Consider the following 23,194-nt stretch of genomic DNA (forward strand, 5'->3'; position numbering starts at 1 on the left):
GACGTCAGCCCTTGCGGTACGGCACCCCGTCGGCGGCGGGGGCACGGGAGTGACCGACCAGACCGGCGACGGCGACGATCGTGACGACGTACGGCAGCATCAGCATGAACTGGCTGGGGACGGGGGAGCCGAGGACGGACAGCACGCCGGAGAGGTTCGAGGCGAAGCCGAACAGCAGGGCGGCGAGCGTGGCGCGCACGGGGTCCCAGCGGCCGAAGATGACGGCGGCGAGGGCGATGTACCCGGCGCCGTCGGTCATCTCCTCGCCGAACTGGGGGACCGAGACCAGCGTGTACGTCGCGCCGCCGGCGCCGGCGATCAGGCCGGCGATGAGCAGCGTGGTGTAGCGGGTCCGGTTGACCTTGATGCCGACGGTGTCGGCCGCCTTGGGGTGCTCGCCGACGGCGCGGACGCGCAGGCCCCACTTGGTGCGGTAGAGCGCCCAGGCGACGACGGCGACGGCGACGTACATGAGGTAGACGAGGATGGTCTGCCGGAAGAGCACCGGCCCGATCACGGGGATCTCGCCGAGCACGGGGATCGGGATCCGCGAGAAGTGGTCGGGGGCGTTGAGCTCCCGCGGGTGCTCGGAGAGCACCTGGCCGAACAGGAAGCTGGTCAGGCCGATCACCAGCACGTTGAGGACGACGCCGACGATGACCTGGTCGACGAAGTAGGTGATCGCGAAGAAGCCGAGCACCAGCGCGACCAGGCCGCCGGCGAGCATCGCGGCGACCAGGCCGCCCCAGGGGGAGCCGACGACGGTGCCGAAGATGGCGGCGGCGAAGGCGCCGAACAGCAGCTGGCCGTCGATGGCGATGTTGACGACGCCGGCGCGCTCGCCGAGGACGCCGCCGAGGGCGCCGAAGACGAGGGGTACGGCGAGCGCGATCGAGCCGCCGAGCAGCCCGATCACGGGCACGGTCTTGCCGGCGGCGGCCCAGGCGAGGAAGCCGACCATGGCGACCACGGCGAAGCCCGCGATCAGCCACAGCGGCGTACGGCGTCCGCGGCTCGCGAGCAGCCCGGAGGCGACCGTGCACGCGGCGAGCAGCAGGACGACGGTGATGACGGTGCCGGTCGACGGGACGGTGACCTCGGGCAGGTCGAAGAAGTCGGTGTCGGCGGCGAGCCGGAAGGTCGTGTCGCCCGCACGGTCCTTGAAGATGACGAGCAGCGCGATGAGGACCGTGACGACGCCGAGCAGGATGGGCGCCTTGAGAGCCGTCCGCAGCGGGATGGCGGTCGGTGCGTCGGCGTCGGCGGGGACGGGCACGGTGATCTTGGTGTCGCTCACGCCGTTGCCTCCTTCGGCAGCCGGAAGATCGCTCTCACCAGCGGGGGAGCGGCGATGAAGAGGACGATCAGGGACTGGATGACGAGCACGATCTCGACCGGGATGCCCTCGGCGGCGGCCATCGAGAAGCCGCCCGCCTTGAGGGCGCCGAACAGGATCCCGGCGGCCAGGATGCCGAGCGGCCGGGACCGGCCGAGCAGGGCGACGGTGATCGCGTCGAAGCCGATGCCGGCGTCCATGTCGACGGTGACCCCGCTCGTGGCGGTGCCCAGGATCTGGTTGACGCCGGCGAGGCCGACGAGGCCGCCGGCGATGAGCATGACCGTGATGTACGTGCGGCCCACGTCGATGCCGGACGCGCGGGCGGCGTCGGGGTTCTCGCCGACGGCGCGGAACCGGAAGCCCATCGCGGACTTGTTGAGCAGCCACCACACGACCCCGACCGCGACCAGCGCGATGAGGAACCCGAGGTGCAGGTTGAACCGGTCGCCGAGCAGCTTCGGCAGGATCACCGACTCGGGCATCGGCTTGGACTTCGGGTTGAGCGATCCCGGCGCCTGGAGCAGGCCCTGGCGGGAGAGGGCGTAGAAGACGAGGTAGTAGCCGACGTAGTTGAGCATGATCGTGACGATCACCTCGTGGGCGCCGCTCTGGGCCTTGAGGAAGCCCGCGATCCCGGCCCACAGCGCGCCGGCCAGGGCGCCGGCGAGCACGGCGAGGGGCAGGTGCAGGGCCATCGGCAGGTCCATGCCGACGCCGACCCAGCCGGCGGCGGCGCCGGCCAGGAGCATCTGGCCGCGGCCGCCGATGTTGAACAGGCCGGCGCGGAAGGCCAGGCCGACGCCGAGGCCGGCGAGGACCAGCGGCGCGGAGAACTTCAGGGTCTCCGTGAGCGGCCGGATCCGGCTCTGGAAGCCGTCGACGTTCGTGTTGTAGACGGCTCCGCGGAACAGGGCGGCGTAGGCGTCGGAGATGGCGTTCCACACCGCGCTGAAGAAGTCGCTCGGGCGGGCGCCGATGTAGCTCGCGGTGTCGCGGACGTGCTCGTCGGTCAGCAGGATCATCAGCGACCCGACCACGACCGCGAGGAACACCGAGAGCACCGCGACCATGGCGTTGCCCATCACGATCTCGCGCAGGACGCCGTCCCAGCGGCCCGGCTGCCTCGGCGCCGGCGGCGGCTCCTCCTCCACCGTGGTGGGCTGGGTCTCGTCGTTCGTGCTCACTCAGCCGTTCCTTCCGGTCGCTCGCCGGCCATCATCAGGCCGAGGGTCTCGCGCGGGGTGTCGGCCGGGACGATGCCGACCACCTCGCCGCGGTAGAGGACCATGATCCGGTCCGACAGGGCGACGATCTCGTCCAGCTCGGTGGAGACCAGGAGCACCGGCACGCCGGCGTCGCGGGTGGCCACCACCTGCTTGTGGATGAACTCGATGGAGCCGACGTCCACCCCGCGGGTCGGCTGCGCGGCGACGAGCAGGCTCAGGTCGCGGGACAGCTCGCGGGCGACGACGACCTTCTGCTGGTTGCCGCCGGAGAGCTGGCTGGCCTTCGACTGGATGCCGGACGCGCGCACGTCGTACTCGACGAGCTTCTGCTGGGCGAAGGTCTCGAGGAAGCCGCTGCGCACCGTGCCGGCCGACACGAACGGCCTGCCGTGGCTGCGGTTGAGCATCAGGTTCTCGGCGATGGTGAAGCCGCCCACGAGCCCGTCGACCTGGCGGTCCTCGGGGATGAAGCCCACGCCGGCGTCGAGGACCTTGCGGACCGAGCGGCCGACCAGCTCCTGGTCGCCCAGCCGGATCGAGCCGCGCACGTGGCTCTGCAGGCCCATGATCGCCTCGGTGAGCTCGGTCTGCCCGTTGCCCTGGACGCCGGCGACGCCGAGCACCTCGCCCCGGGCGATGGAGAAGCTGATCCCGTCGAGGTGGACGTGACCGGTGTCGTCGAGCACCCGCAGATCGCGTACGACGAGCGCGTCGGGCCCGGGCTGGGCGGGCTCCTTGTGCACCGTCAGCTCGACCGGCCGGCCGACCATGAGGGCGGCGAGCTCGGCGTTCGTGGCGGTCGGGCTGGCCTCGCCGACGACGGCGCCGCGGCGGATGACGGTGATCCGGTCGGCGATGGCGCGGACCTCGCGCAGCTTGTGGCTGATGAAGACGATCGCGGCGCCGGAGGCCCGGAGCTGGCGCATGATCTCCATCAGCTCGTCGGTCTCCTGCGGGGTGAGGACCGCGGTGGGCTCGTCGAAGACCAGGACGCGGGCGTCGCGGGAGAGCGCCTTGATGATCTCGACGCGCTGCTGGACGCCGACGGGCAGCTGCTCGACCAGCGCGTCGGGGTTGACGTCGAACCCGAACCGCCGGGAGATCTCGCGGACCCGCTCGCGGGCGGCGTCGATGTCGAGGGTGCCCGCGAAGCCGGTGGCCTCGTTGCCGAGCATGACGTTCTCGGCGACGGTGAAGACGGGGACCAGCATGAAGTGCTGGTGGACCATGCCGATGCCCGCGGCCATCGCGTCGCCCGGCCCGGACAGCTGCAGGGGCTCGCCGTCGAGCAGGATCTCGCCCTCGTCGGCCTGGTAGAGGCCGTAGAGCACGTTCATGAGGGTGGACTTGCCCGCGCCGTTCTCGCCGAGCAGCGCGTGGATCTCGCCCTCGTTGACGGTGAGGGAGATCCGGTCGTTGGCGACCAGGGGGCCGAAGCGCTTGGTGATGCCCCGGAGTTCGAGCGTCATGGGTGGATCCTCTCGGAGCGGACGCGCGGAAGCCAGCAAATGCGCCGGAAACGCCGCAGCGCGTGGAATGCGTCCGGGGGAGGTCGGGAACCGACCTCCCCGGACCCTGCGTCAGCGCAGGTGGGCCCTCACTAGCTGCTGAGGTACGACGTCACCGGGATGCTGCCGTCGATGATGCCCTGCTTGACCTCGTCGAGCTCGGCCTGGAGCGTGTCGGAGATCTTCGACTCGAAGTTGTGGAACGGCGCCAGGCCGACCCCGTCGTTCTCGAGCGTCCCGACGTAGGCCTCGGCGTCGAAGTCCCCGTTGCCCGCGGCCACCACGGCCTCGATCGTCGAGGTCTTCATGTTCTTCAGGATCGACGTGAGGACCAGGTCCTGCGTGTTCGGGTCGGTCTCGAAGAAGTCCGCGTCGACGCCGATCAGCGCGACGTCCTTGCCGGAGTCGGCGATGGCGGTGAGCGCGCCCTGGTAGATCGGGCCGCCGACCGGCAGGATCACGTCGGCGTTCTGGTCGAGGATCTGCTTGGCGGTGTTGGTCGCCTTCTCGTTGGCGTCGAAGCCACCGGTGAAGACGCCCTTGTCGTTGCCCTCCCAGCCGACGAGCTTGACGTCCTTGCCCTTGTTGGCGGCGTAGTACTCGACGCCCTGCTTGAAGCCGTCCATGAAGATGGTGACCGTCGGGAACGGCTGGCCGCCGTACGTGCCGACGGTGCCGGTCTTGGTGTAGTCCGCCGCGGCGTAGCCGGCGAGGAACGCGGCCTGCGCGGTGTCGTACAGGATCGGCTTGATGTTCTCCGCGTCCTTGGTGCCGTCGAAGTCGTTGTCGGCCGCGTCGTCGATCAGGATGTACTCGATGTCCGGGTTGGCCTTGGCCGACTCGACGGTGGCGGCGGAGAGCGCGAAGCCCACGGTCACGATCGCGTCGCAGCCCTGCGCGACGAAGTTCTCGAGCGCCGGCGCGTAGTCGTTCTCGTTCTTGGACTCGAACTGCTTGTAGTCGCTGCCGAGCTCCTTGGCCGCCTCCTGGACGCCCTCGTAGCTGAGCTGGTTGAACGACTTGTCGTCGAAGCCGCCGGCGTCGGACAGGATGCAGGGGAGGAAGTCACTCTTCTCCGACGCGTTGCTGTCGTTGTCCTCGTCCGGCGCGTCGCCACAGGCGGCCAGGGCTGCGCTCGCCACGAGCGCCACGGCCGCGGCGGCCGTCGTCCTCTTCCAGGTCTTCAAGATGTCCTCCGATCGACGCCCGGCAGCACGCAGGGCAGGGATAGTGGGGCTTTCGCTCCGAGGGTGCATCCTGACTCACGGACCGCCTTGCGGGAAGCGCATTCGCCGAAACGGTTACCAACTTGGGACATTTCTCGTCTTCGGGTACGTCGGCGCAAGATCCTCGCGCGGGCGCCGCCGGCGGGCTAGCGTGACGCCGTGGTGGACTGGGACTCCCTCAGGCAGGCGGCGACCGAGATCGCCGCGCGGGCCTACGCGCCGTACTCCGGGTTCCGGGTGGGCGCCGCGGCGCTCGCCGACGACGGGCGGCGGCTGGTGGGCTGCAACGTCGAGAACGCGGCGTACGGCGTCACGCTGTGTGCGGAGTGCGGGCTCGTGTCGCAGCTGCACGCCACCGGCGGGGGCCGGCTGACCCACTTCGTGTGCGTCAACGGCGAGGGCGCCGTGATCATGCCGTGCGGCCGCTGCCGCCAGCTGCTGTGGGAGAACGGCGGCGCCGCGCTGGAGGTGCTCACGCCCCAGGGGGTGCTGCCGATGGACGCCGTGCTGCCGCAGGCATTCGGGCCGGACGACCTCGAGCGTGTGGCGACTACTGATACAAACGCACCGTGACCAGCCAGACCCCCAGAACGGCCCGCGGCACGACGCCGTCGAGGTGATCCTGACCAAGCGTGACCGCGGCAGTTTGTCGACGAGTCAGATCGACTGGATGGTGGATGCCTATACGCGGGGCGTGGTCGCGGATGAGCAGATGTCGTCGTTGTTGATGGCGATCTTGTTGAACGGGATGGATCGTCGGGAGATCGGGGACTGGACGGGGGCGATGATCGCTTCGGGGGTGCGGATGGATTTCTCGGCGTTGTCGCGGCCGACGGCGGACAAGCACTCCACGGGGGGTGTGGGGGACAAGATCACGTTGCCGTTGGCTCCGTTGGTCGCGGCGTGTGGGGTGGCGGTGCCGCAGTTGTCGGGGCGGGGTCTGGGCCACACGGGTGGGACGTTGGACAAGCTGGAGTCGATCTCGGGGTGGCGGGCGTTGTTGTCGAACGAGGAGATGTTGGCGCAGTTGGAGTCGGTGGGTGCGGTGGTCTGTGCGGCGGGCGAGGGGCTGGCGCCGGCGGACAGGAAGTTGTACGCCCTGCGGGATGTGACCGGGACGGTGGAGGCGATCCCGTTGATCGCCTCGTCGATCATGAGCAAGAAGATCGCGGAGGGTACGGGTGCGTTGGTGCTGGATGTGAAGGTCGGCAGTGGCGCGTTCATGAAGGACGTGGACCGGGCGCGGGAGTTGGCTGAGGTGATGGTCGCGCTGGGTGTGGATGCGGGGGTGCGTACGGTCGCGTTGTTGACCGACATGGAGACCCCGTTGGGGTTCACGGCTGGGAATGCGGTCGAGGTTGCGGAGTCGGTGGAGGTGCTCGCGGGTGGTGGTCCGGCGGATGTGGTGGAGCTGACGGTGGCGTTGGCGCGGGAGATGCTGGCGGGTGCGGGCCGGGAGGATGTGGACCCGGCGGAGAGGTTGGCGGACGGGTCGGCGATGGATGTCTGGCGGGCGATGATCTCGGCGCAGGGTGGTGATCCGGATGCGGCGTTGCCGGTCGCGCGGGAGCAGCATGTCGTCACTGCCGAGGCTGATGGGGTGCTGACCCGGCTGGACGCGTTGTCGGTCGGTATCGCCGCGTGGCGGCTGGGCGCTGGGCGCGAGCGCAAGGAGGATCCGGTGCAGGCGGGTGCGGGCGTGGTGTGGCACGTCCGCCCCGGTGACCGGGTTCGTGCGGGGGAGCCGTTGTTCACGTTGCACACCGATACTCCGGAGCGCTTCGAGCGGGCGTTGGCTGTGTTGGAGGGTGGCTACGAGGTGGCGGCGCCCGGGACGTCGTACACCTCCCAGCCCCTGGTCATCGACCGCGTCGGCTGATCCTCAGCCGCGCTCCCGGGTACGCCGGGCGAGCTCGGCGAGGGCGGCGGGGAAGATCGACGCGGGCGGGGTGACCAGGCCGGCGCCGACCTGGCCGACGCCGGCGACCCTGCCGGCCATGCCGGTGTTGATCTGCGGCAGGATGCCGGTGCGGCACACCGAGGTGACGTCGATGCCCGTGGCGGCGCCGGCGAAGTCGAGGACCGGGATCGGCCAGCGGTCGTTCTCGCCGATCGTGATCTCGCGCATTCGGCGGCTCGTGGCGAGCGCGTCGGGGACGGTCCCGCCGACGAAGCGCACGATGGCCGGCGCCGCGGCCATCGCGAAGCCGCCGATGCCGGCGGTCTCGGTGATCGCGGAGTCGCCGATGTCGGGGTTGGCGTCGTCGGGTCCGTAGTCGCCGAGGAAGAGGCCGTCGGCGAGCTGGGCGGGGCCGGTGAACCACTGGTCGCCGGTGCCGGACACCTGGATGCCGAAGTCGGTGCCGTTGCGGGCCATCGCGACGACCATCGTCGAGCCGGGTACGTCGCGCGCGGCGTCGAGCGCGAGCTTGCACGCCGGCATCGCGACGTTGAGGAAGAAGTGGTCGTTGCCGCCCATGAAGGCGAACGCCTCCGCGATCTCCTCGGACGAGCGCGACGAGCGGACCAGGGAGGGCGCGATGTCGCGCAGCAGCATCAGCGTGCCGGCCCGGTTGCGGTTGTGCGCCTCGTCGCCCATCTGCAGCATCTGGCCGAGGATCGCCGTCGCGTCGACCGGCCCGGCCGCGGTGACGGCCTCGCCGAGCAGCGGCCCGAGGACGTCGCGCATCCAGCGCAGCCGGTCCAGCACCTCGGGCCCGTAGGCGCCGTACCGCAGCACCTTGCCGAGCCCCTCGTTCAGCGAGCAGTAGGTGCGCCGGCCGGTGGCCGGGTCCTCGAGCACGAACATCCACATGGAGGGGGAGACCACCCCGGCCATCGGCCCGACGGCGCTGCGGTGGTGACACGGCTCCAGCGACACGCCCGCCCCCGAGGCGAACAGCGCCTCGGCGTCCTCCGGGTCCTCGACCAGGCCCTCGAACGCCGCCGCGCCCATCAGCGCACCGCGCAGCGGTCCGGAGGCGCGGGCCCACTCGATCGGCGGCCCGGCGTGCAGGAACTGGCCCTGAGTCAGGCCGAGCAGCTCGGAGGCCGGCGCGACGCCGACGAGCATCGCCTGCACGTCGAGCATCCGGGACACGGCGAGCGCGTTGGCGTCGCGGCGCAGCGGATCGGCGGCGACGGTCGCGAGGTCGTCGGCGGTGCCGTCCATCGGCGGCGTCCAGTCGACCCGCTCGACCGGGACGGCCTGGTCGGCGACGGCCGCGGCGAACATGTCGGCGCCGACGGCGGCGACGGCGGTCGGGGCGGCGCTGGGCAGGGTGGCGGTCATCGGGCATCTCCGCTGGTGAGGGCAACCGCCCGGCGGGTGGCTGCGGCGTTGGACAGGTGGACCTCGGCGCCGACGGCGGCCAGCGCCTCGGCCTGACGGGACAGGCCCTGGGGGTCGGTCGAGGTGCCGACGCAGGCGACGACAACGGGGACGTCGCGGGCCGCGCGGGCGGCGGCGATCGCGGGCGCGAGCTCGGCGGCCGGGTCGTCCTGGGCGCCGTGCCCGAGCACGACGTCCAGCAGGATCACCGCGGTCTCCGGGTCGGCGGCGACCGTGCCGAGGTGCTCCAGGCGCAGCGTGGGGTCGATCATCGGGTGCGCACGGCCGCGGGTGAGACCGTCGTCGCCGAAGTCGATCATCAGGTGGCCCTCGGCGACCAGGCTCGCGTCGAGCGCGAGCTCCGGCGCGAGCGGGATGTTGCTGCGGATCGGGCCGAGCGTCGACGCCGCGAGCAGCATCGCCTCGTCGCACAGCGTGCCGCCGACGAACAGCCCGCGCAGGGCGCTACCGCCCGACGCGCTCCGCACGGCCGGGTCGCCCCACGTCGGCCACTCCGGTACGGCGACGCCGAGGTCGCCCAGCAGCGCCTCGACCTGCGCGGTGAGGTCGGGCTGGCCGGCGCCGAGCAGCGCGAACCGGACGGGCGTGGCCAGGTCGGCGGCGTACTTCTCCACGGCCGCGGCGACCTCGGCGGCCGGCGGCTTGGACACGACGACGATGTGCTCGACCGAGGGGTCGGCGTCGAGGCGGTCCAGCGCGGTCGTGGTGGAGATCCCGCCGATCGCGGCGGACAGGTCGCGCCCGCCGACGCCGAGCGCGGCGGCGACGCCCACGCCCGCGGCGTCGAGGAGCGCGAGGATCTGCTGGCACCCGGTGCCGGAGGCGGCGACGATGCCGACCCGCCCGGGGACACGGTGTTGGCGAAGCCGAGGCCGACGCCGCCGACGACCGCCGTACCGCAGTCGGGGCCCATCACGAGCAGGCCGCGATCGCGCGCGATCCGCTTCATCGCGAGCTCCTGCTCGACCGGCACGTTGTCGCTGAAGACCATCACGTCGACGCCGGCGTCGAGCGCGTCCATCGCCTCGACCAGCGCCGAGGCGCCGGGCACCGAGACGAGCGCGAGGTCACCGCCCGCGCGGCGCAGCGCCGAGGCCGTGGTGCGCGGTGGCTCCGCGACCTCCCCGCCCGACGAGCCCTTGCGGGCCGCGGCGAGCGCGGCGTCCACCGCCGCCAGCGCGGCGGCCAGCGCGGACTCGTCGGCGAGACGCAGCGCCACGACCATGTCGTTGGGCGTGGCCGCGGGCAGCGTGAAGCCCATGCCCTGCAGCACCTCCACGTTCAGCTCGGTCGCCATCGCCACCTGCGCGGCGGCGACGCCGGGGGTGGCGGCGACGTCCCGGCTGACCTGCAGCAGTGCGACGCTGTCGGCGTACGCGCCGGGCCGGATCTCGACGTGCTGATGCGTCATCGAGTGCTCCCTTCGAGGGCTTCGTTGATGGACGGGGACTGACTGACGGGGAAGAGGGCGAGGTGGGCGCCGAGGAGCATCCCGGCGCCGGAGGTGTGGCCGACCGCGAGCAGTACGCCGACCGCGGCGGCGTCCGCGGCGGCGAGGACCGCGCGGAACGGCGCGATCGCCTCGCCGGCGGCCGCGTGCCGGAGCAACGTCGCGGAGAGGCCGGTCGTGCGGTGGAGGTGGACCTCGACCGTGCGGGCGATCGCGCCGGTGTCGCGGCCGGCGGCGCGGGCGGCCACCAGCCAGCCGCACAGGACGTCGTCGCCGACCGGGGTCAGGCCGTCGCCGCGCCCGACCAGGGCGGGCACCGCCGCAGGGTCGCCGTCGGCGAGCAGGGTGAGCGCGGACTCCGGCAGCTGGTCGCGCGCCGGGCCCAGGTCGGCGGGCACGACGGCCAGCCGGCCCGCGGCGCCGGGATCGAGCGCGGGGGCGGCGAAGGGGACCAGGCGGCCGACGCCCACGGTCAGCGGGCCGATCCGGAGCACGCCGTCCCCGGCCGTCACCGGCGCGCCCACGGCGACCTCCGGCAGCACGGTCAGTGCCGTCGCGATCCCGCAGGGCACGTGCACGGCGCCGCGGGCGAGCACGCCGACGATCCGGTCGATCCGGCCGTCGCCGAGCTCGGCGTACACCGCCTCACGTCCGGCGTGCACGACCGTGCCGGTCGCCGGCGGGCCGTGGAGAAGGCCACGCAGCGCCGGCGAACCGGCCCCCGCAACCAACTCTTCGACCCGTTCCACCTCTCGGACGCTAACGGCTGGGTTATCGTGCATCGAATGGTGAGCATTGCCAACGTCCGATCAGAAGTCGGGCAAGAGTTGATAGCCACCGCACAGGGCGGTGTCGCGCACGATGGCGTCATGGATGTGGAGGACCTCGCCGAGTCGCTCGCCCAGCTGGTGCTGGCGGGCGCCGACCTCGGCGAGCTCGTCGCCGCGATCGGCGACGCGCTCGACGTCCACGTCGCCGTCACCACGACCGACGGCCGGGAGCGCGCGGCGCGCATCGACGACGCGATGCGCGAGCGGATCACCGGCGCCGGCCTGACCGACGAGACCGGCCGGCTGCGCGTCGAGTGGCTGGGCGACCGCGGCGGCCACGAGGGCCAGCCGGTGAGCGGCGCCCACGTCCACCGCGAGCCGCTGTCCGCGCCCAACCAGGCGCTCGGGCATCTCGTGGCGATCGCCGAGCGGGGCCTGACCCCGGAGGAGATCGTCGCCCTGCGGCGCGCGGCCACCTCGGTGTCGCTCTCGATCACCCGCGAGCAGGCGGTCTCCGCGGTCGAGAACAAGTACCGCGGCGACTTCCTGCGCGACGTCTTCCTGGGCCGCGCCGGCTCCGACGAGTTCGTCCGCGAGCACGTCGTCGGCTTCGGCTGGGACCTCACCGGGCCGACGATCGTGCTGGCCGCGCAGATCGACCCGCAGCCGTCGTACCAGCCGCCGGCGTCGATCGAGGACCGGCGGCACTGGCAGGAGCGGTTCGCGAACGCCTGGCGCCAGGTCGCCGCCGCGGTCGACAAGGCCATCCCGATCGCGGACTTCGGCTCCGAGGTGGTGGCGGTCCTGCCCGCCCAGGACGCCGACGCCGCCACCGCGCTGGTACGCCGCCTGGTGCACGCCGTCGCCGGCGACAAGGGCGGCGGGCGGCGCCCGTTCACCGCGGGCGTCGGCCGGGTGGCCGACGCGCCGTCCGGCCTGCCCGAGAGCTACACGCAGGCCCGCCGGGCGCTGGAGGTGGGCCGCCGGTTCCGCGGCCCGAGCACGACCACCTGGTTCGACGACCTGGGCCTGCACCGGCTGATCGCGATGGTGCCCGACACCGAGGAGCTGCGGGCGTTCGCCCACGACGTGCTCGGGGAGCTGGCCGGGAGCACGGAGGAGGCGATCACCCTGCGGGAGACGCTGCAGGTCCTGCTCAACACCAACTTCAACGTCGCCGAGGCCGCGCGGACCCAGTTCTTCCACTACAACACGATGCGCTACCGGGTGGGGAAGCTCGAGCGGCTGCTCGGCCCGGTCGCCTCCGACCAGAACCTGCGCCTCGACGTCGCGGTCGCGCTCAAGGTGCTCGAGGTCGTCAGCCGGTGACCCCGCCGCTGATCCGGCGGGTGACCCGGTCGATGACGGCCTGATGAACAGGCCCGGAATCGCGGGCAACTTCCGACAGCAGTCTCCCGGGATCCTTTGGCGAAAGTGGCCAGTGAGGTGTGATCTCGCCCTCAATAGGTTGGTGAGTCTCGGCAGCCCCAGACGAGCAGCCCCAGATCAGGAGGACTCAGCATGTCGATGTTCAAGTGGGAGGTAGTCGACCCGGCGCCCGGCGAACCGGTCGCGCCGCACCAACGGCTCCCGTGGGGTCGGACCGTAGGCCTGGGAGCACAGCACGTCGTCGCCATGTTCGGCGCGACGTTCGTGTTCCCGATCGTGATGGGCCTCGACCCGAACCTCGCCATCATGTTCTCGGGCATCTGCACGATCGGCTTCCTGCTGATCTGCAACAACAAGGTGCCGAGCTACCTCGGCACCAGCGCCTCGTTCGTCGCCGGTGTGGCCGCGATCCGTGCGCAGGGCGGTGACTCGGCCGACGTGACCGGCGCGATCTTCATCGCCGGTGTCGTGCTGGCCGCGGTCGGCGTCGCGGTGCACTTCGCGGGCTCCGGCCTGATCAACAAGCTCCTGCCGCCCGCCGTCACCGGTGCGGTGGTCATGCTGATCGGCTTCAACCTGGCTCCGGTCGTGGCAGGCGTCTACTGGCCGCAGGACCAGTGGATCGCGCTGGCCACCGCGGCGTTCATGGTCTGCGCCGCCGTGCTCCTGCCCGGCTTCTGGTCGCGGATCGCGGTCTTCCTCGCCCTCGTGTTCGGGTACGTCGTGTCGTTCGTCGCCGACAAGCTGTTCGGCACCATCACCTCGGTCCTGCCGACCGGTCCCGACGCCGTCGAGCACGACCGCGTCTCCTGGGCGGGCGTCAAGGCCGCCGACTGGATCGGCTTCCCGAGCGGCGACCTCGCCGACGGCGTCTCGGTCGTGCACGGCCCGAGCTTCTCGCTGACCTTCATCCTCCTGGTGCTGCCGGGCGTCATCGCCCTCATCGCCGAGAACACCGGTCACGTCAAGGCGGTCGCCGAGATGACCGGCGAGAACCTCGACCCGTACATGGGCCGGGCCATCGGCGCCGACGGCGCCGCGACCGCGTTCGCCAGCCTCTTCGGCGGCTCGCCGACCACGACGTACGCCGAGAACATCGGCGTCATGGGTGCCACCAAGGTCTACTCGACCGCGGCCTACTACGTGGCCGGAGCCGTGGCGATCCTGCTCGGCCTGTGCCCGAAGTTCGGGGCGATCGTCAACGCGACCCCCGGCGGCGTCCTCGGCGGCATCACCGTCGTGCTCTACGGCATGATCGGCCTCGTCGGCGCCAAGATCTGGGTCGAGAACAACGTCGACTTCGGCAACCCGGTCAACATGGTCGGCCTCGCCGGCGGCATCATCGCCGGCATCGGCGGCGTCACGCTCAAGGTCACCGACGACTTCGAGCTCGGCGGCATCGCCCTCGGCACCATCCTCGTCATCGTCTTCTTCCACCTCGTCAAGGGGCGGAACGCGGACCTGGGCTCGGGCGAGGTGACCAAGAGGCTGTGAAGCCCGCACCCTTCGACTACGTCCGGCCGGGGACCCTGGAGGAAGCCCTCCAGGCCCTGGCCGGGCACCCGGAGGCCAAGGTCCTCGCCGGGGGCCAGAGCCTCGTCCCCCTCCTCTCGATGCGGCTGGCCGCGCCGGCGGTCCTGGTCGACATCAACGACCTGCCCGGCCTCGGGCACGTGCGGGCCGACGCCGACGGCGTCCGGATCGGGGCGCTCGCGCGGCACGCGCAGGTCCTCGCCGACCCCGGCGTCGCGCGCGTGCAGCCGCTCGTGCCGCTCGCGCTCGCCAACGTCGCCCACGCGACCATCCGCAACCGCGGCACCACCGTGGGCTCCCTGGTCCACGCCGACGCGGCGGCGGAGATGCCGATGGTGCTGCGCCTGCTGGAGGGCTCGCTCGACGCGGCCGGGCCGGGCGGTCGTCGTACGATCCCGGCGGCGGAGCTGTACGTCGGCCCGCTCGAGTCCAGCCTCCACCACGACGAGATCGCGGTCGAGGCCTTCTTCCCGGCGCTGCCCGCCGGCAGCGGCGTCGCCTTCGAGGAGATCGCCCGCCGGCACGGCGACTACGCCATGTGCGGGGTCGCGGCCGTGGTCGCCGTCGAGGGCGACCGGGTGGTCAGCGCGAAGGCCGGCTACCTCTCGGTGTCCGACATCCCGACCGTGGTCGACCTGACCGAGGCGCTCGGCGGCTCGATCGGCGCCCCCGCCCTGGCCGCCGCGGCCGCGGCCGCGCTCGAGCAGCTCGACCCCGAGACCGACATCCATGCCACGGCCGACTACCGCGCGCACCTCGCCACGGTGCTGACCGCGCGGGTCCTGACCGCGGCCCACGACGACGCCCGCGCGCGGGCGGAGGGAACCCGATGAGCGAGCACCAGCACGAGATCCGGCTCAAGGTGAACGGCACCGACCGCGACGTCGCCGTTCCCGCCCGGCGGCTGCTGTCCGACGCGCTGCGCCACGATCTCGGCCTCACCGGCACCCACGTCGGCTGCGAGCACGGCGTCTGCGGCGCCTGCACCGTCCTCGTGGACGGCCAGCCGATGCGCAGCTGCCTGATGTTCGCGGTCTCCGCCGCCGGCCACGACATCACCACCGTCGAGGGCCTGGCCCGGCCCGACGGCGAGCTGGGCCCGGTGCAGCAGGCGTTCCGCGAGTGCCACGGCCTGCAGTGCGGCTTCTGCACGCCGGGCTTCCTCACCACCATCACCGCCGGCATCGCCGAGAACCCCGAGCCCACCGAGGACGAGGCGCGCGACATGGTCGCCGGCAACCTGTGCCGCTGCACCGGCTACCAGAACATCGTCAAGGCCGTGTGCCGTGCCGCCGAGATCGCCCGGGAGAGCGGGGAGGCGTCGTGACGACCAAGATGATGGGCGCGAAGGTCCAGCGGGTCGAGGACGACCGGCTGGTGCGCGGCACCGGGCGCTACGTCGACGACGTGGCCCCCGACGCGCTGCACACCGCCGTGCTCCGCAGCCCCCACGCCCACGCACGGATCCTCTCGATCGACGTGGACGCCGTCCTCGATCTCGAGGGCGTCCACGCCGTGTGGACCTACGACGACCTCGACGGCGCGATGGCCGAGCCGCTGCCGCTGCTCATCCCGCACCCGACCCTGACCCACGGCCGCACGCAGTACGCCCTGGCGAGGGACGAGGTCAACTACGTCGGCGAGGCGGTCGCCTTCGTCGTCGCCGAGGACCGGTACGTCGCCGAGGACGCCCTCGCGCGGATCGTGGTCGAGTACGAGCCGCTGCCCGCCGTGGTCGGCATCGAGGCCGCGCGCGCCGGGGACCTGCTCGTCCACGACGACGTGCCCGGCAACGTCGCGGCCCGGATGGAGCAGGCCAATGGCGATGCGAGGGCAGCGATCGCCGCCGCCCCGCACCGGCTCGAGCTCGACCTCCAGATCGAGCGCAGCGCCTGCATGCCCATGGAGGGCCGCGGCGTCGTGGCGCGCTGGGACCCCGACCAGGGCCGGCTGCAGGTGTGGTCCTCGACCCAGACCTCCACCGGCGTACGCGCCGCGGTCGCCGCCAAGCTCGGCCTCGACCTCGGCCGGGTCGACGTCATCACACCCGACGTGGGCGGCGGCTTCGGCGTCAAGATCAACCACCCGTGGCCCGAGGAGCTCCTCGTCCCGCTCGCCGCCCAGCGGCTGGGCCGGGCGGTGAAGTTCACCGAGGACCGCCGTGAGCACTTCATCTCCTCGGCCCACGAGCGCGCGCAGCTGCACCACGTCGAGGTCGGCTTCGACGACGACGGCCGGGTGCTCGGGCTGGACGTGCGGTTCTGGCACGACCACGGCGCCTACACGCCGTACGGCCTGATCGTCCCGATCATCACCTCCACCCAGCTGCTCGGCCCGTACAAGCCGGGCGCCTACCACGTGCAGTTCGACTCGCTCTACACCAACACCGTCATCGTCACCCCCTACCGCGGGGCGGGCCGGCCGCAGGGCTGCTTCGTGATGGAGCGGACGATGGACGCGATCGCCGCCGAGCTTGGCAAGGACCGCGCGGACGTGCGGGCCGTCAACTTCATCCAGCCCGACGAGTTCCCCTACGAGCACGGGCTGATCTTCCAGGACGGCCGCGATCTCACCTACGACTCCGGCGACTACCCGGCCATGCTCGAGAAGATCAAGGAGCTGGTCGACTGGGACCACTTCGAGGACTTCCGCGAGGCCAGGGCCGCGGAGGGCAAGCGGGTCGGCATCGGGCTGGCCTGCTACGTCGAGGGCACCGGCGTCGGCCCGTACGAGGGCGCGCACGTCCACATCGAGACCTCCGGCAAGGTCAAGGTCGCCACCGGCCTGACCTCGCAGGGCCAGGGCCACCAGACCGCCTTCGCGCAGATCGTCGCCGACGAGCTCGGCGTGCGCTTCGAGGACGTCGAGATCACCACCGGCGACACCCGCCGGATGCCGTACGCCGTGGGCACCTTCGCCTCCCGCGCGGCGGTGATGAGCGGCTCCGCGATCCACCTCGCCGCCAAGCGGGCGAAGGAGAAGGCGCTGCGGATCGCGGCCGACGCGCTCGAGGCCGACGTCGACGACCTCGAGATCGTCGACGGCGTGGTGAGCGTGAAGGGCACCGACAGCTCGATCCCGCTCGGCACCGTCGCCGTGCTCTCCAACCCGCTGCGCTACGCCTTCGACGAGGCGTCCAAGGCCGCCACCCAGTTCAGCGTCGGCGACCCCGGCAAGCCGCCGGTCGCCGAGGACGACGAGCCGGGCCTGGAGGGCAAGGACTTCTACTCGCCGCCGCGCTCGACCTTCGCCTCCGGCATGCACGCCGTGATCGTCGAGACCGACGTGGAGACCGCGGAGATCCGGATCCTCCAGTACGCCGTCGTCCACGACTGCGGCCACCTGATCAACCCGATGATCGTCGAGGGCCAGATCCACGGCGGCGTCGCGCAGGGTGTCGGCGGCGCGCTCTACGAGCGGATGGCCTACGACGAGTCCGGCCAGCTGCTCAACGCCTCGTTCATGGACTTCCTGATGCCCTACGTCACCGAGGTGCCGACCAGCATCGAGATCGACCACCTGGAGACCCCGTCTCCGCTCAACCCGCTCGGCATCAAGGGCGCGGGGGAGGCGGGCGTGATCCCCGGGTCCGCCGCCTTCGCCGCCGCCATCGAGGACGCCGAGCGGCTGCCCATCACCGCCATGCCCATCTCGCCGTCGGAGCTGTTCGCGCTCCGGGCGGCCCACGCCCCCATGTCGCCCAGGAGTCGAAGTGAAGATCAGCGGTCAGAACACCATCGGCGCACCCGTCGAGAAGGTCTGGGAGGCGATCCTCGACCCGCGGGTGCTGGTGGCGACGATCCCGGGCTGCGAGCAGCTCGAGGCGACCGGCGAGAACGCCTACGCGATGACCGTCAGCGCCGGCGTCGCGGCCATCAAGGGCACCTACTCGGGGTCGTGCGTGCTCGATGACCTGCGACCGGGCGAGGGCCTGACGATGAGGCTCAAGGGCGCCGGCGCGCCCGGCACGATCGACGCGACGGTCCTGGTCACCTTCGCGGGCGCCGAGGGCCAGACCGTCCTGTCGTACGACGCGGACGCCGTGGTCGGCGGCATGATCGGCGGCGTCGGCCAGCGGATGCTGACCAGCGTCTCGCGCCGGATGGCCGCGGAGTTCTTCGGCAACGTCGAGAAGGTGATCGCCGAGGGGCTGCCCGCCGAGGCCGCCGCGGGCGCTCCCGTGGAGTCGGTCTCGGCCGAGGGCGCGCCGGTCTACGCGGCCGCGCCGAAGGCCGCCGGCCGCCCGTCGGTCGCGGTCGGCGGGGACTCCTTCCTCACCGGCGTCCTCGTCGGCGGCGCGCTGGTGCTCGCCGGCGTCATCGTGGGCGGGCTGCTGGGCCGCCGCCGATGAGCTCCTCGCTCTCGGTCGACTCCACCGCGCGCGACCAGGCGGCCGCCGTACGCCGTCGCGAGATCTCCGCACGCGAGCTGCTCGACCTCCACCTGGCCCGGATCGCCGAGCGCAACCCGCGGCTCAACGCGATCGTCTCGCTCGACGAGGCGCGCGCCCGCGAGGGCGCGGCGGCCGCCGACGAGGCGCTCGCCTCGGGTACGCAGGTCGGGCCGCTGCACGGCCTGCCGTTCGCGTTCAAGGACACCCACCAGGTCGCCGGCTGGCGCACCACCTGGGGCTCCCCGCTGTACGCCGACCACGTGCCCGAGCGCGACGAGCTGCTGGTCGAGCGGGTCCGGGCCGCCGGCGCCGTGACGATCGGCAAGACCAACGTGCCGGAGTTCGCGGCCGGGTCGCACACCTTCAACAAGGTCTTCGGCACCACCCTCAACCCGGTCGACCCCACCCGCTCCGCGGGAGGGTCCAGCGGGGGAGCGGCCTGCGCGCTGGCGGCGGGCATGGTCCCGCTCGCCGACGGCTCCGACATGGGCGGCTCGCTGCGCAACCCCGCCTCGTTCTGCGGTGTGGTCGGCATGCGGCCCAGCCTCGGTCGCGTCCCCGAGTGGCCGCTCTACAACCAGTGGGAGACCACCTCCGTCGGCGGACCGATGGCCCGCAACGTCGGGGACCTGGCCCTGCTGCTGTCCGTCCTCGCGGGTCCCGACCCCCGGGCGCCGCAGGCGCTCGGCGATCCCGGCTCGGCCTTCGCCGCCCCGGTCGCCGCCTCGCTGTCCGGACTGCGGGTCGCGCTCAGCGTCGACCTCGGGGGAGCGCTCGAGGTGGACCACGAGGTCGCGGCGGTCGTCGAGCAGGCGGGTGCGTCGCTGGCCGCTGCGGGGGCGCGGGTCGCGTCGGCGTACCCGGACCTGGCACCGGCCGAGGACACCTTCCGCACCCTGCGCGCCTGGCACTTCCAGGCCAAGCTGGGGTCCCTGCTCGCCGCGCATCCCGACGCCTTCAAGCCGTCCCTCGCCGACAACATCCGCGCCGGCGAGTCCCTGACCGGCGCCGACGTCGCCCGGGCCTACACCCGGCGCACCGCGCTCTCGGAGACGATGCGGTCGTTCTTCGGCGACCACGACGTGCTGGTGCTGCCGGTCTCCCAGGTCCCGCCGTTCCCGGCGGACCAGGAGTTCCCCACCGAGATCAACGGCCAGCCGATGGCGACCTACCTCGACTGGATGCGCTCGGCGTACTTCGTCACCGTCACCGGCTGCCCCGCGATCTCGGTGCCCTTCGGCACCACGTCCGACGGCCTGCCCGTCGGCGTCCAGCTGGTCGCGCCCCACGGCGCGGACCTGCGGCTGCTGGAGGTCGCGCTGGCCGTCGAGGAGCTGGCCACGCGCTGAGGCGGTCACGCTCGCAGCAGCGCGCCGGCGAGGGCCAGCAGGGCGCCGGTGGCGGTGACCACCCGCAGCCCGTTCCACCACTGCCAGGCGGTCTCGAACGCCGCGCGGGCCGCGGCGGGGTCGGCCGCGTCGGCGTCGAGCGCGTCGTTGAGCGGGATGTTCGCCGCGAAGGTGACCACGAGGGTCGCGATGGCGAGGGCCAGCGCGACGAGGACCCAGGGCCGGCTCGACGGCGCGGCCAGCACGGCGGCGACGGCCGCGAGCAGCGGCGCGCCGAGGAAGGTCAGCAGGAAGACCGGGTTCACGATGGCGTGGTTCATGTGGTTGAGCGTGGTGACGAAGGTGCGGTCGTCGGTCCGGGCCACCCCGGGGATGACCGCGCACGCCCAGATGTAGTACGTGCCGGCCTGGAGGCCGGCGGCGACGGTGGCGGCGACGAGGACGGCCGATCGAAGCGTGTTCATGTCTCGATCCCAGCGCCACGGGCGCCGTCCGGCCATGGCGCGGCGGCGCAGCGGCATACGCGATCGTCTACGGTGGGGACCCGTGGACGGGTTGTCGGCCCTGCTGGACGGACCGCGGGCCCGAGGAGCGTTCCTCGTGCGGTGCCTGATGGGCGCCCCGTGGGCGATCAGGATCGCCGACGAGGTGCCGCTGAGCCTGACCGCGATCGTGACCGGTACGGCGTGGGCGCTGCCCGACGGCGCGCCGCCGCTGCCCCTGCACCCCGGCGACGTGGTGATCGCCCGCGGCGCCGAGCACTGGACGGTGGCCGACGCCGCGACGACGCCGGTGACGGCGATCATCGGGCCCGGGCAGGAGTGCTCGGCGCCCGACGGGCGGCGCCTCACCGAGGAGTACGACCTCGGGATCCGCAGCTGGGGCAACAGCCGTGAGCCCGACACCGTGATGCTCACCGGGTCCTACCTGCTCGACGGCGAGGTCAGCGGTCGCCTGCTCCGGGCGCTGCCGCCGCTGTGCGTGGTGAGCGAGGCCGAGCTCGGCTCCCCGCTGATCCCGTTGCTCGACGCCGAGATCGTGCGGTCCGCCCCGGGCCAGGACGCGGTGCTCGACAGGCTGCTCGACCTGCTGCTGATCGCCGCGCTGCGGGCCTGGTTCTCCCGCCCGGAGTCCGCCGCGCCGGGCTGGTACGCCGCCCAGGGCGATCCCGTCGTCGGGCCCGCGCTCCGGGCGATGCAGGGCGAGCCCGCCCGTCCGTGGACCGTCGCGGAGCTGGCCCGCCGGGCGCTGGTGTCGCGAGCGGCCCTCGCCCGGCGGTTCACCGGGCTGGTCGGTGAGCCGCCCATGACCTTCCTGACCCGGTGGCGGCTGGCCCTCGCGGCCGACCTGCTCGCCGATCCCGGCGCGACCCTGGAGACGGTGGCGCGGCAGGTCGGCTACAGCACACCGTTCGCGCTGAGCACCGCGTTCAAGCGCGAGTACGGCGTCAGCCCGAGCGGCTACCGGCAGCGCGCACGGCTCCCGTCGTAGGCGGCAGGCAACATCTGCCCACGACCGGCACATCCCTCGGCAGATGATGCCGTCGTGCGAAGCGACGCGGCTCACTTGAATGTGAGCCATGACTGCGAGGCGGATCAGGATCGGCATCGACACGGGCGGCACGTTCACCGACGTCGTCGCCTTCGACGAGGACAGCGGGGAGGTCGTCACCACCAAGACCCCCAGCACGCCGGGGAACCCGGCCGACGGGTTCCTGGCGGGCATCGACAAGGTGCTCGGGATCGCGGGGGCGGAGTTCGCCGACGTGGTCGCCGTCAGCCACGGCACCACGGTCGCGACCAACCAGCTCCTCGAGGGCAAGGTCGACGCGCTCGGGTTCATCACGACCGAGGGCTACGAGGCGATGCTCGAGATCGCCCGGCAGTCGGTGCCGGACGGCTACGGCAACTCCTACTTCTGGGTGAAGCCGGACCGGATCGTCCCGCGCGACCTGGTCAAGGGCGTCGGCGGCCGGCTGGACTTCACCGGCGAGGAGATCCGCCCCTTCGACGAGGACGCCGCCCGGCGTACCGCCCGCTGGTTCAAGGACAAGGGGATCGACACGCTGGGCGTCTGCTTCCTGCACGCCTACGCCAACCCGGCGCACGAGGAGCGGATGCGCGAGATCCTCGCCGAGGAGCACCCCGACGCGGTCGTGTCCATCTCCAGCGAGGTGCTGCGCGAGTACCGCGAGTACGAGCGCTCGATGACCACGCTGGTCGACGCCGCGGTGAAGCCGAAGCTGAGCCGCTACGTCACCAACATCAAGGACCGCCTCGCCACCCAGAGCGGCCGCACCATCCCGTTCTACGTCATGAAGTCCAACGGCGGCGTGCTCTCGGCCGACGAGGTCGTGCACCAGCCGATCACCACCGTCCTGTCCGGTCCCGCCGCCGGCGCGCTGGGCGCGGCGCTGATCGCCAAGGTCGCCGGCTTCGACAAGGTCCTCACCTCCGACGGCGGCGGCACGTCGACCGACGTCTCCGTCGTCATCGACGGCGACCCGACGCTGACCACCGAGGGCAGCGTCGGCGTCTACCCGTCCAAGATCCCCATGATCGACGTCGTCACCGTCGGCGCGGGCGGCGGCTCGATCGCGTGGCTCTCGCCCGAGGGCACCCTCAAGGTCGGCCCCCACTCGGCCGGCGCCGACCCGGGCCCGATCTGCTACCGCAAGGGCGGCACGGAGGTCACCATCACCGACGCCCACGTCTTCCTCGGCCGGATCCCTCCCCACCTGCTCGGCGGCGAGATCCCGCTCGACGTCGACGCGGCCAGCGCGGCGATCCAGCAGCTGGCCGGCAAGCTCGGCATCTCCGCCGAGGCCTGCGCCACCGGCATCCTGGAGATCTCCGCGTGGAACCAGGCGAACGCGCTGCGCCAGGTCACCGTCAAGCGCGGCCTCGACGTCCGCGACTTCACCCTCACCACCTTCGGCGGCTCCGGCTCGCTGCTGCTGTGCCGGCTGATGGACATCCTCAACGTCCCGACCGTGCTCGTCCCGCCGAACCCCGGCAACGTCTCGGCCTTCGGCCTGCTCACCGTCGACGTGAAGAACGACTACGTGCAGACCCACGTCGCGCTCCAGGAGAACCTGGACCCGGCCGACCTGCAGCGGGAGTACGACGTGCTCACCGCTCGCGCCGCGGAGGCGCTGAGCAAGGAGGGCTTCGCGGAGGCCGACCACGTCTTCGTGCGGACCGCCGACGTGCGCTACTTCGGCCAGGCCTTCGAGGTGCGGGTCGGCGTACCGGACGGCCCGGTCACCGCGGACACGCTGACCGCGGTCGCCGACCGCTTCCACGCCGAGCACCGGGTGCTCTACGGCTACGACTTCTCCGGCGACGCCTCGCAGCAGGTCGAGGTGGTCAACCTCCGCGTCTCCGGCGTCGGCCCGATCAAGCGGCCGGAGATCCTCCGCGCGGACGCGGAGCGGCCGGAGCCCCAGTCCACGGGGTCGCGCTCGGTCTGCTTCGACGCCGACGCCGGGTACGTCGAGACGCCGGTCTTCTGGCGCCCCGACCTGCCCGCCGGCCAGGTGCTCACCGGCCCGGTGATCATCGAGGAGTTCGGCTCGACCGTGCCCATCCACCCCGGCTTCACCGCCCGGGTCGACGACTACGCCAACATCATCGTGACGCGCTCGGAGGAGAGCTGAC

Annotated in this window: 19 protein-coding genes and 1 pseudogene; 12 read left to right on the forward strand and 8 right to left on the reverse strand. The window is 72.4% G+C overall.

The features are described from left to right. Positions 1 to 4 precede the first annotated feature (4 nt). The 4 genes from FIV44_RS22290 to FIV44_RS22305 form a co-directional block, all read right to left on the reverse strand. Positions 5 to 1,297 (reverse strand): ABC transporter permease, encoded by a 1,293-nt coding sequence (locus FIV44_RS22290; RefSeq protein ID WP_141006356.1) that lies wholly within the window; start codon positions 1,295 to 1,297, stop codon positions 5 to 7. After that, positions 1,294 to 2,523 carry an ABC transporter permease gene (locus FIV44_RS22295; protein ID WP_246086557.1) on the reverse strand — a complete coding sequence of 410 codons (1,230 nt, stop codon included), beginning with the start codon at positions 2,521 to 2,523 and terminating at the stop codon, positions 1,294 to 1,296. The genes FIV44_RS22290 and FIV44_RS22295 overlap by 4 nt, the downstream gene beginning before the upstream one ends. Further along, positions 2,520 to 4,034 (reverse strand): ABC transporter ATP-binding protein, encoded by a 1,515-nt coding sequence (locus FIV44_RS22300; RefSeq protein WP_141006357.1) that lies wholly within the window; start codon positions 4,032 to 4,034, stop codon positions 2,520 to 2,522. Before FIV44_RS22300 ends, FIV44_RS22295 begins: the two co-directional genes overlap by 4 nt. A 131-nt stretch (positions 4,035 to 4,165) precedes the next feature. Beyond that, positions 4,166 to 5,260, reverse strand: a complete 1,095-nt coding sequence (locus FIV44_RS22305) for a BMP family lipoprotein (RefSeq protein WP_246086558.1) — start codon at positions 5,258 to 5,260, stop codon at positions 4,166 to 4,168. Between the two features lie 198 nt (positions 5,261 to 5,458). Here FIV44_RS22305 and FIV44_RS22310 point away from each other — a divergent pair, with 198 nt between their 5' ends. Together FIV44_RS22310 and FIV44_RS22315 are read left to right on the forward strand one after the other, a co-directional pair. Further along, positions 5,459 to 5,872 carry a cytidine deaminase gene (locus FIV44_RS22310; protein WP_141006359.1) on the forward strand — a complete coding sequence of 138 codons (414 nt, stop codon included), beginning with the start codon at positions 5,459 to 5,461 and terminating at the stop codon, positions 5,870 to 5,872. Next, positions 5,856 to 7,178 carry a thymidine phosphorylase gene (locus FIV44_RS22315; RefSeq protein ID WP_141008014.1) on the forward strand — a complete coding sequence of 441 codons (1,323 nt, stop codon included), beginning with the start codon at positions 5,856 to 5,858 and terminating at the stop codon, positions 7,176 to 7,178. Before FIV44_RS22310 ends, FIV44_RS22315 begins: the two co-directional genes overlap by 17 nt. A gap of 3 nt (positions 7,179 to 7,181) precedes the next feature. Here FIV44_RS22315 and FIV44_RS22320 read toward each other — a convergent pair whose 3' ends face one another. Together FIV44_RS22320 and FIV44_RS31535 are read right to left on the reverse strand one after the other, a co-directional pair. Further along, complete coding sequence (locus tag FIV44_RS22320; protein ID WP_141006360.1) at positions 7,182 to 8,591, reverse strand: YlbE family protein; 1,410 nt, start codon at positions 8,589 to 8,591, stop codon at positions 7,182 to 7,184. Beyond that, positions 8,588 to 9,424: an AllF/FdrA family protein gene (locus tag FIV44_RS31535; protein WP_219996135.1), complete on the reverse strand. Its 837-nt coding sequence runs from the start codon at positions 9,422 to 9,424 to the stop codon at positions 8,588 to 8,590. Before FIV44_RS31535 ends, FIV44_RS22320 begins: the two co-directional genes overlap by 4 nt. Before the next feature lie 84 nt (positions 9,425 to 9,508). Between FIV44_RS31535 and FIV44_RS31540 the strand changes: the two genes are divergently transcribed. Continuing rightward, positions 9,509 to 10,054 carry a hypothetical protein gene (locus FIV44_RS31540; RefSeq protein WP_219996136.1) on the forward strand — a complete coding sequence of 182 codons (546 nt, stop codon included), beginning with the start codon at positions 9,509 to 9,511 and terminating at the stop codon, positions 10,052 to 10,054. Between the two features lie 4 nt (positions 10,055 to 10,058). On the opposite strand, the gene FIV44_RS22330 is transcribed toward FIV44_RS31540, so the two are convergent. Beyond that, on the reverse strand, positions 10,059 to 10,850 hold the full coding sequence (locus FIV44_RS22330; protein WP_219996137.1) for an oxamate carbamoyltransferase subunit AllH family protein: 792 nt from the start codon (positions 10,848 to 10,850) through the stop codon (positions 10,059 to 10,061). Positions 10,851 to 10,970: 120 nt separating this feature from the next. Between FIV44_RS22330 and FIV44_RS22335 the strand changes: the two genes are divergently transcribed. From FIV44_RS22335 to FIV44_RS22365, 7 genes and pseudogenes are all read left to right on the forward strand, one after another. Continuing rightward, complete coding sequence (locus tag FIV44_RS22335; protein ID WP_141006362.1) at positions 10,971 to 12,200, forward strand: PucR family transcriptional regulator; 1,230 nt, start codon at positions 10,971 to 10,973, stop codon at positions 12,198 to 12,200. Between the two features lie 192 nt (positions 12,201 to 12,392). Next, positions 12,393 to 13,754, forward strand: coding sequence for a uracil-xanthine permease family protein (locus FIV44_RS22340; protein WP_219996138.1), 1,362 nt, complete (start codon positions 12,393 to 12,395; stop codon positions 13,752 to 13,754). Further along, positions 13,751 to 14,626 carry an FAD binding domain-containing protein gene (locus FIV44_RS22345; RefSeq protein WP_141006363.1) on the forward strand — a complete coding sequence of 292 codons (876 nt, stop codon included), beginning with the start codon at positions 13,751 to 13,753 and terminating at the stop codon, positions 14,624 to 14,626. Before FIV44_RS22340 ends, FIV44_RS22345 begins: the two co-directional genes overlap by 4 nt. Next, positions 14,623 to 15,120, forward strand: coding sequence for a (2Fe-2S)-binding protein (locus FIV44_RS22350; protein WP_141006364.1), 498 nt, complete (start codon positions 14,623 to 14,625; stop codon positions 15,118 to 15,120). Before FIV44_RS22345 ends, FIV44_RS22350 begins: the two co-directional genes overlap by 4 nt. An 11-nt stretch (positions 15,121 to 15,131) precedes the next feature. Beyond that, positions 15,132 to 17,459: pseudogene (gene cutA / locus FIV44_RS22355) on the forward strand (aerobic carbon-monoxide dehydrogenase large subunit); the annotation flags it as partial. Positions 17,460 to 17,577: 118 nt separating this feature from the next. Further along, complete coding sequence (locus tag FIV44_RS22360; protein ID WP_246086559.1) at positions 17,578 to 18,144, forward strand: SRPBCC family protein; 567 nt, start codon at positions 17,578 to 17,580, stop codon at positions 18,142 to 18,144. Then, positions 18,141 to 19,535: an amidase gene (locus tag FIV44_RS22365; protein ID WP_141006366.1), complete on the forward strand. Its 1,395-nt coding sequence runs from the start codon at positions 18,141 to 18,143 to the stop codon at positions 19,533 to 19,535. Before FIV44_RS22360 ends, FIV44_RS22365 begins: the two co-directional genes overlap by 4 nt. Positions 19,536 to 19,540: 5 nt before the next feature. On the opposite strand, the gene FIV44_RS22370 is transcribed toward FIV44_RS22365, so the two are convergent. Next, the gene (locus tag FIV44_RS22370; protein WP_141006367.1) at positions 19,541 to 19,999 is read right to left on the reverse strand and encodes an anthrone oxygenase family protein; all 459 of its coding nucleotides are present in this window, start codon (positions 19,997 to 19,999) and stop codon (positions 19,541 to 19,543) included. Positions 20,000 to 20,081: 82 nt separating this feature from the next. Here FIV44_RS22370 and FIV44_RS22375 point away from each other — a divergent pair, with 82 nt between their 5' ends. After that, the gene (locus FIV44_RS22375; RefSeq protein WP_141006368.1) at positions 20,082 to 21,026 is read left to right on the forward strand and encodes an AraC family transcriptional regulator; all 945 of its coding nucleotides are present in this window, start codon (positions 20,082 to 20,084) and stop codon (positions 21,024 to 21,026) included. Between the two features lie 88 nt (positions 21,027 to 21,114). Continuing rightward, the gene (locus FIV44_RS22380) at positions 21,115 to 23,193 is read left to right on the forward strand and encodes a hydantoinase/oxoprolinase family protein (protein WP_141006369.1); all 2,079 of its coding nucleotides are present in this window, start codon (positions 21,115 to 21,117) and stop codon (positions 23,191 to 23,193) included. Position 23,194: the final 1 nt, after the last annotated feature.

The sequence above is a fragment of the Nocardioides humi genome (assembly GCF_006494775.1).
Taxonomy (GTDB): domain Bacteria; phylum Actinomycetota; class Actinomycetes; order Propionibacteriales; family Nocardioidaceae; genus Nocardioides; species Nocardioides humi.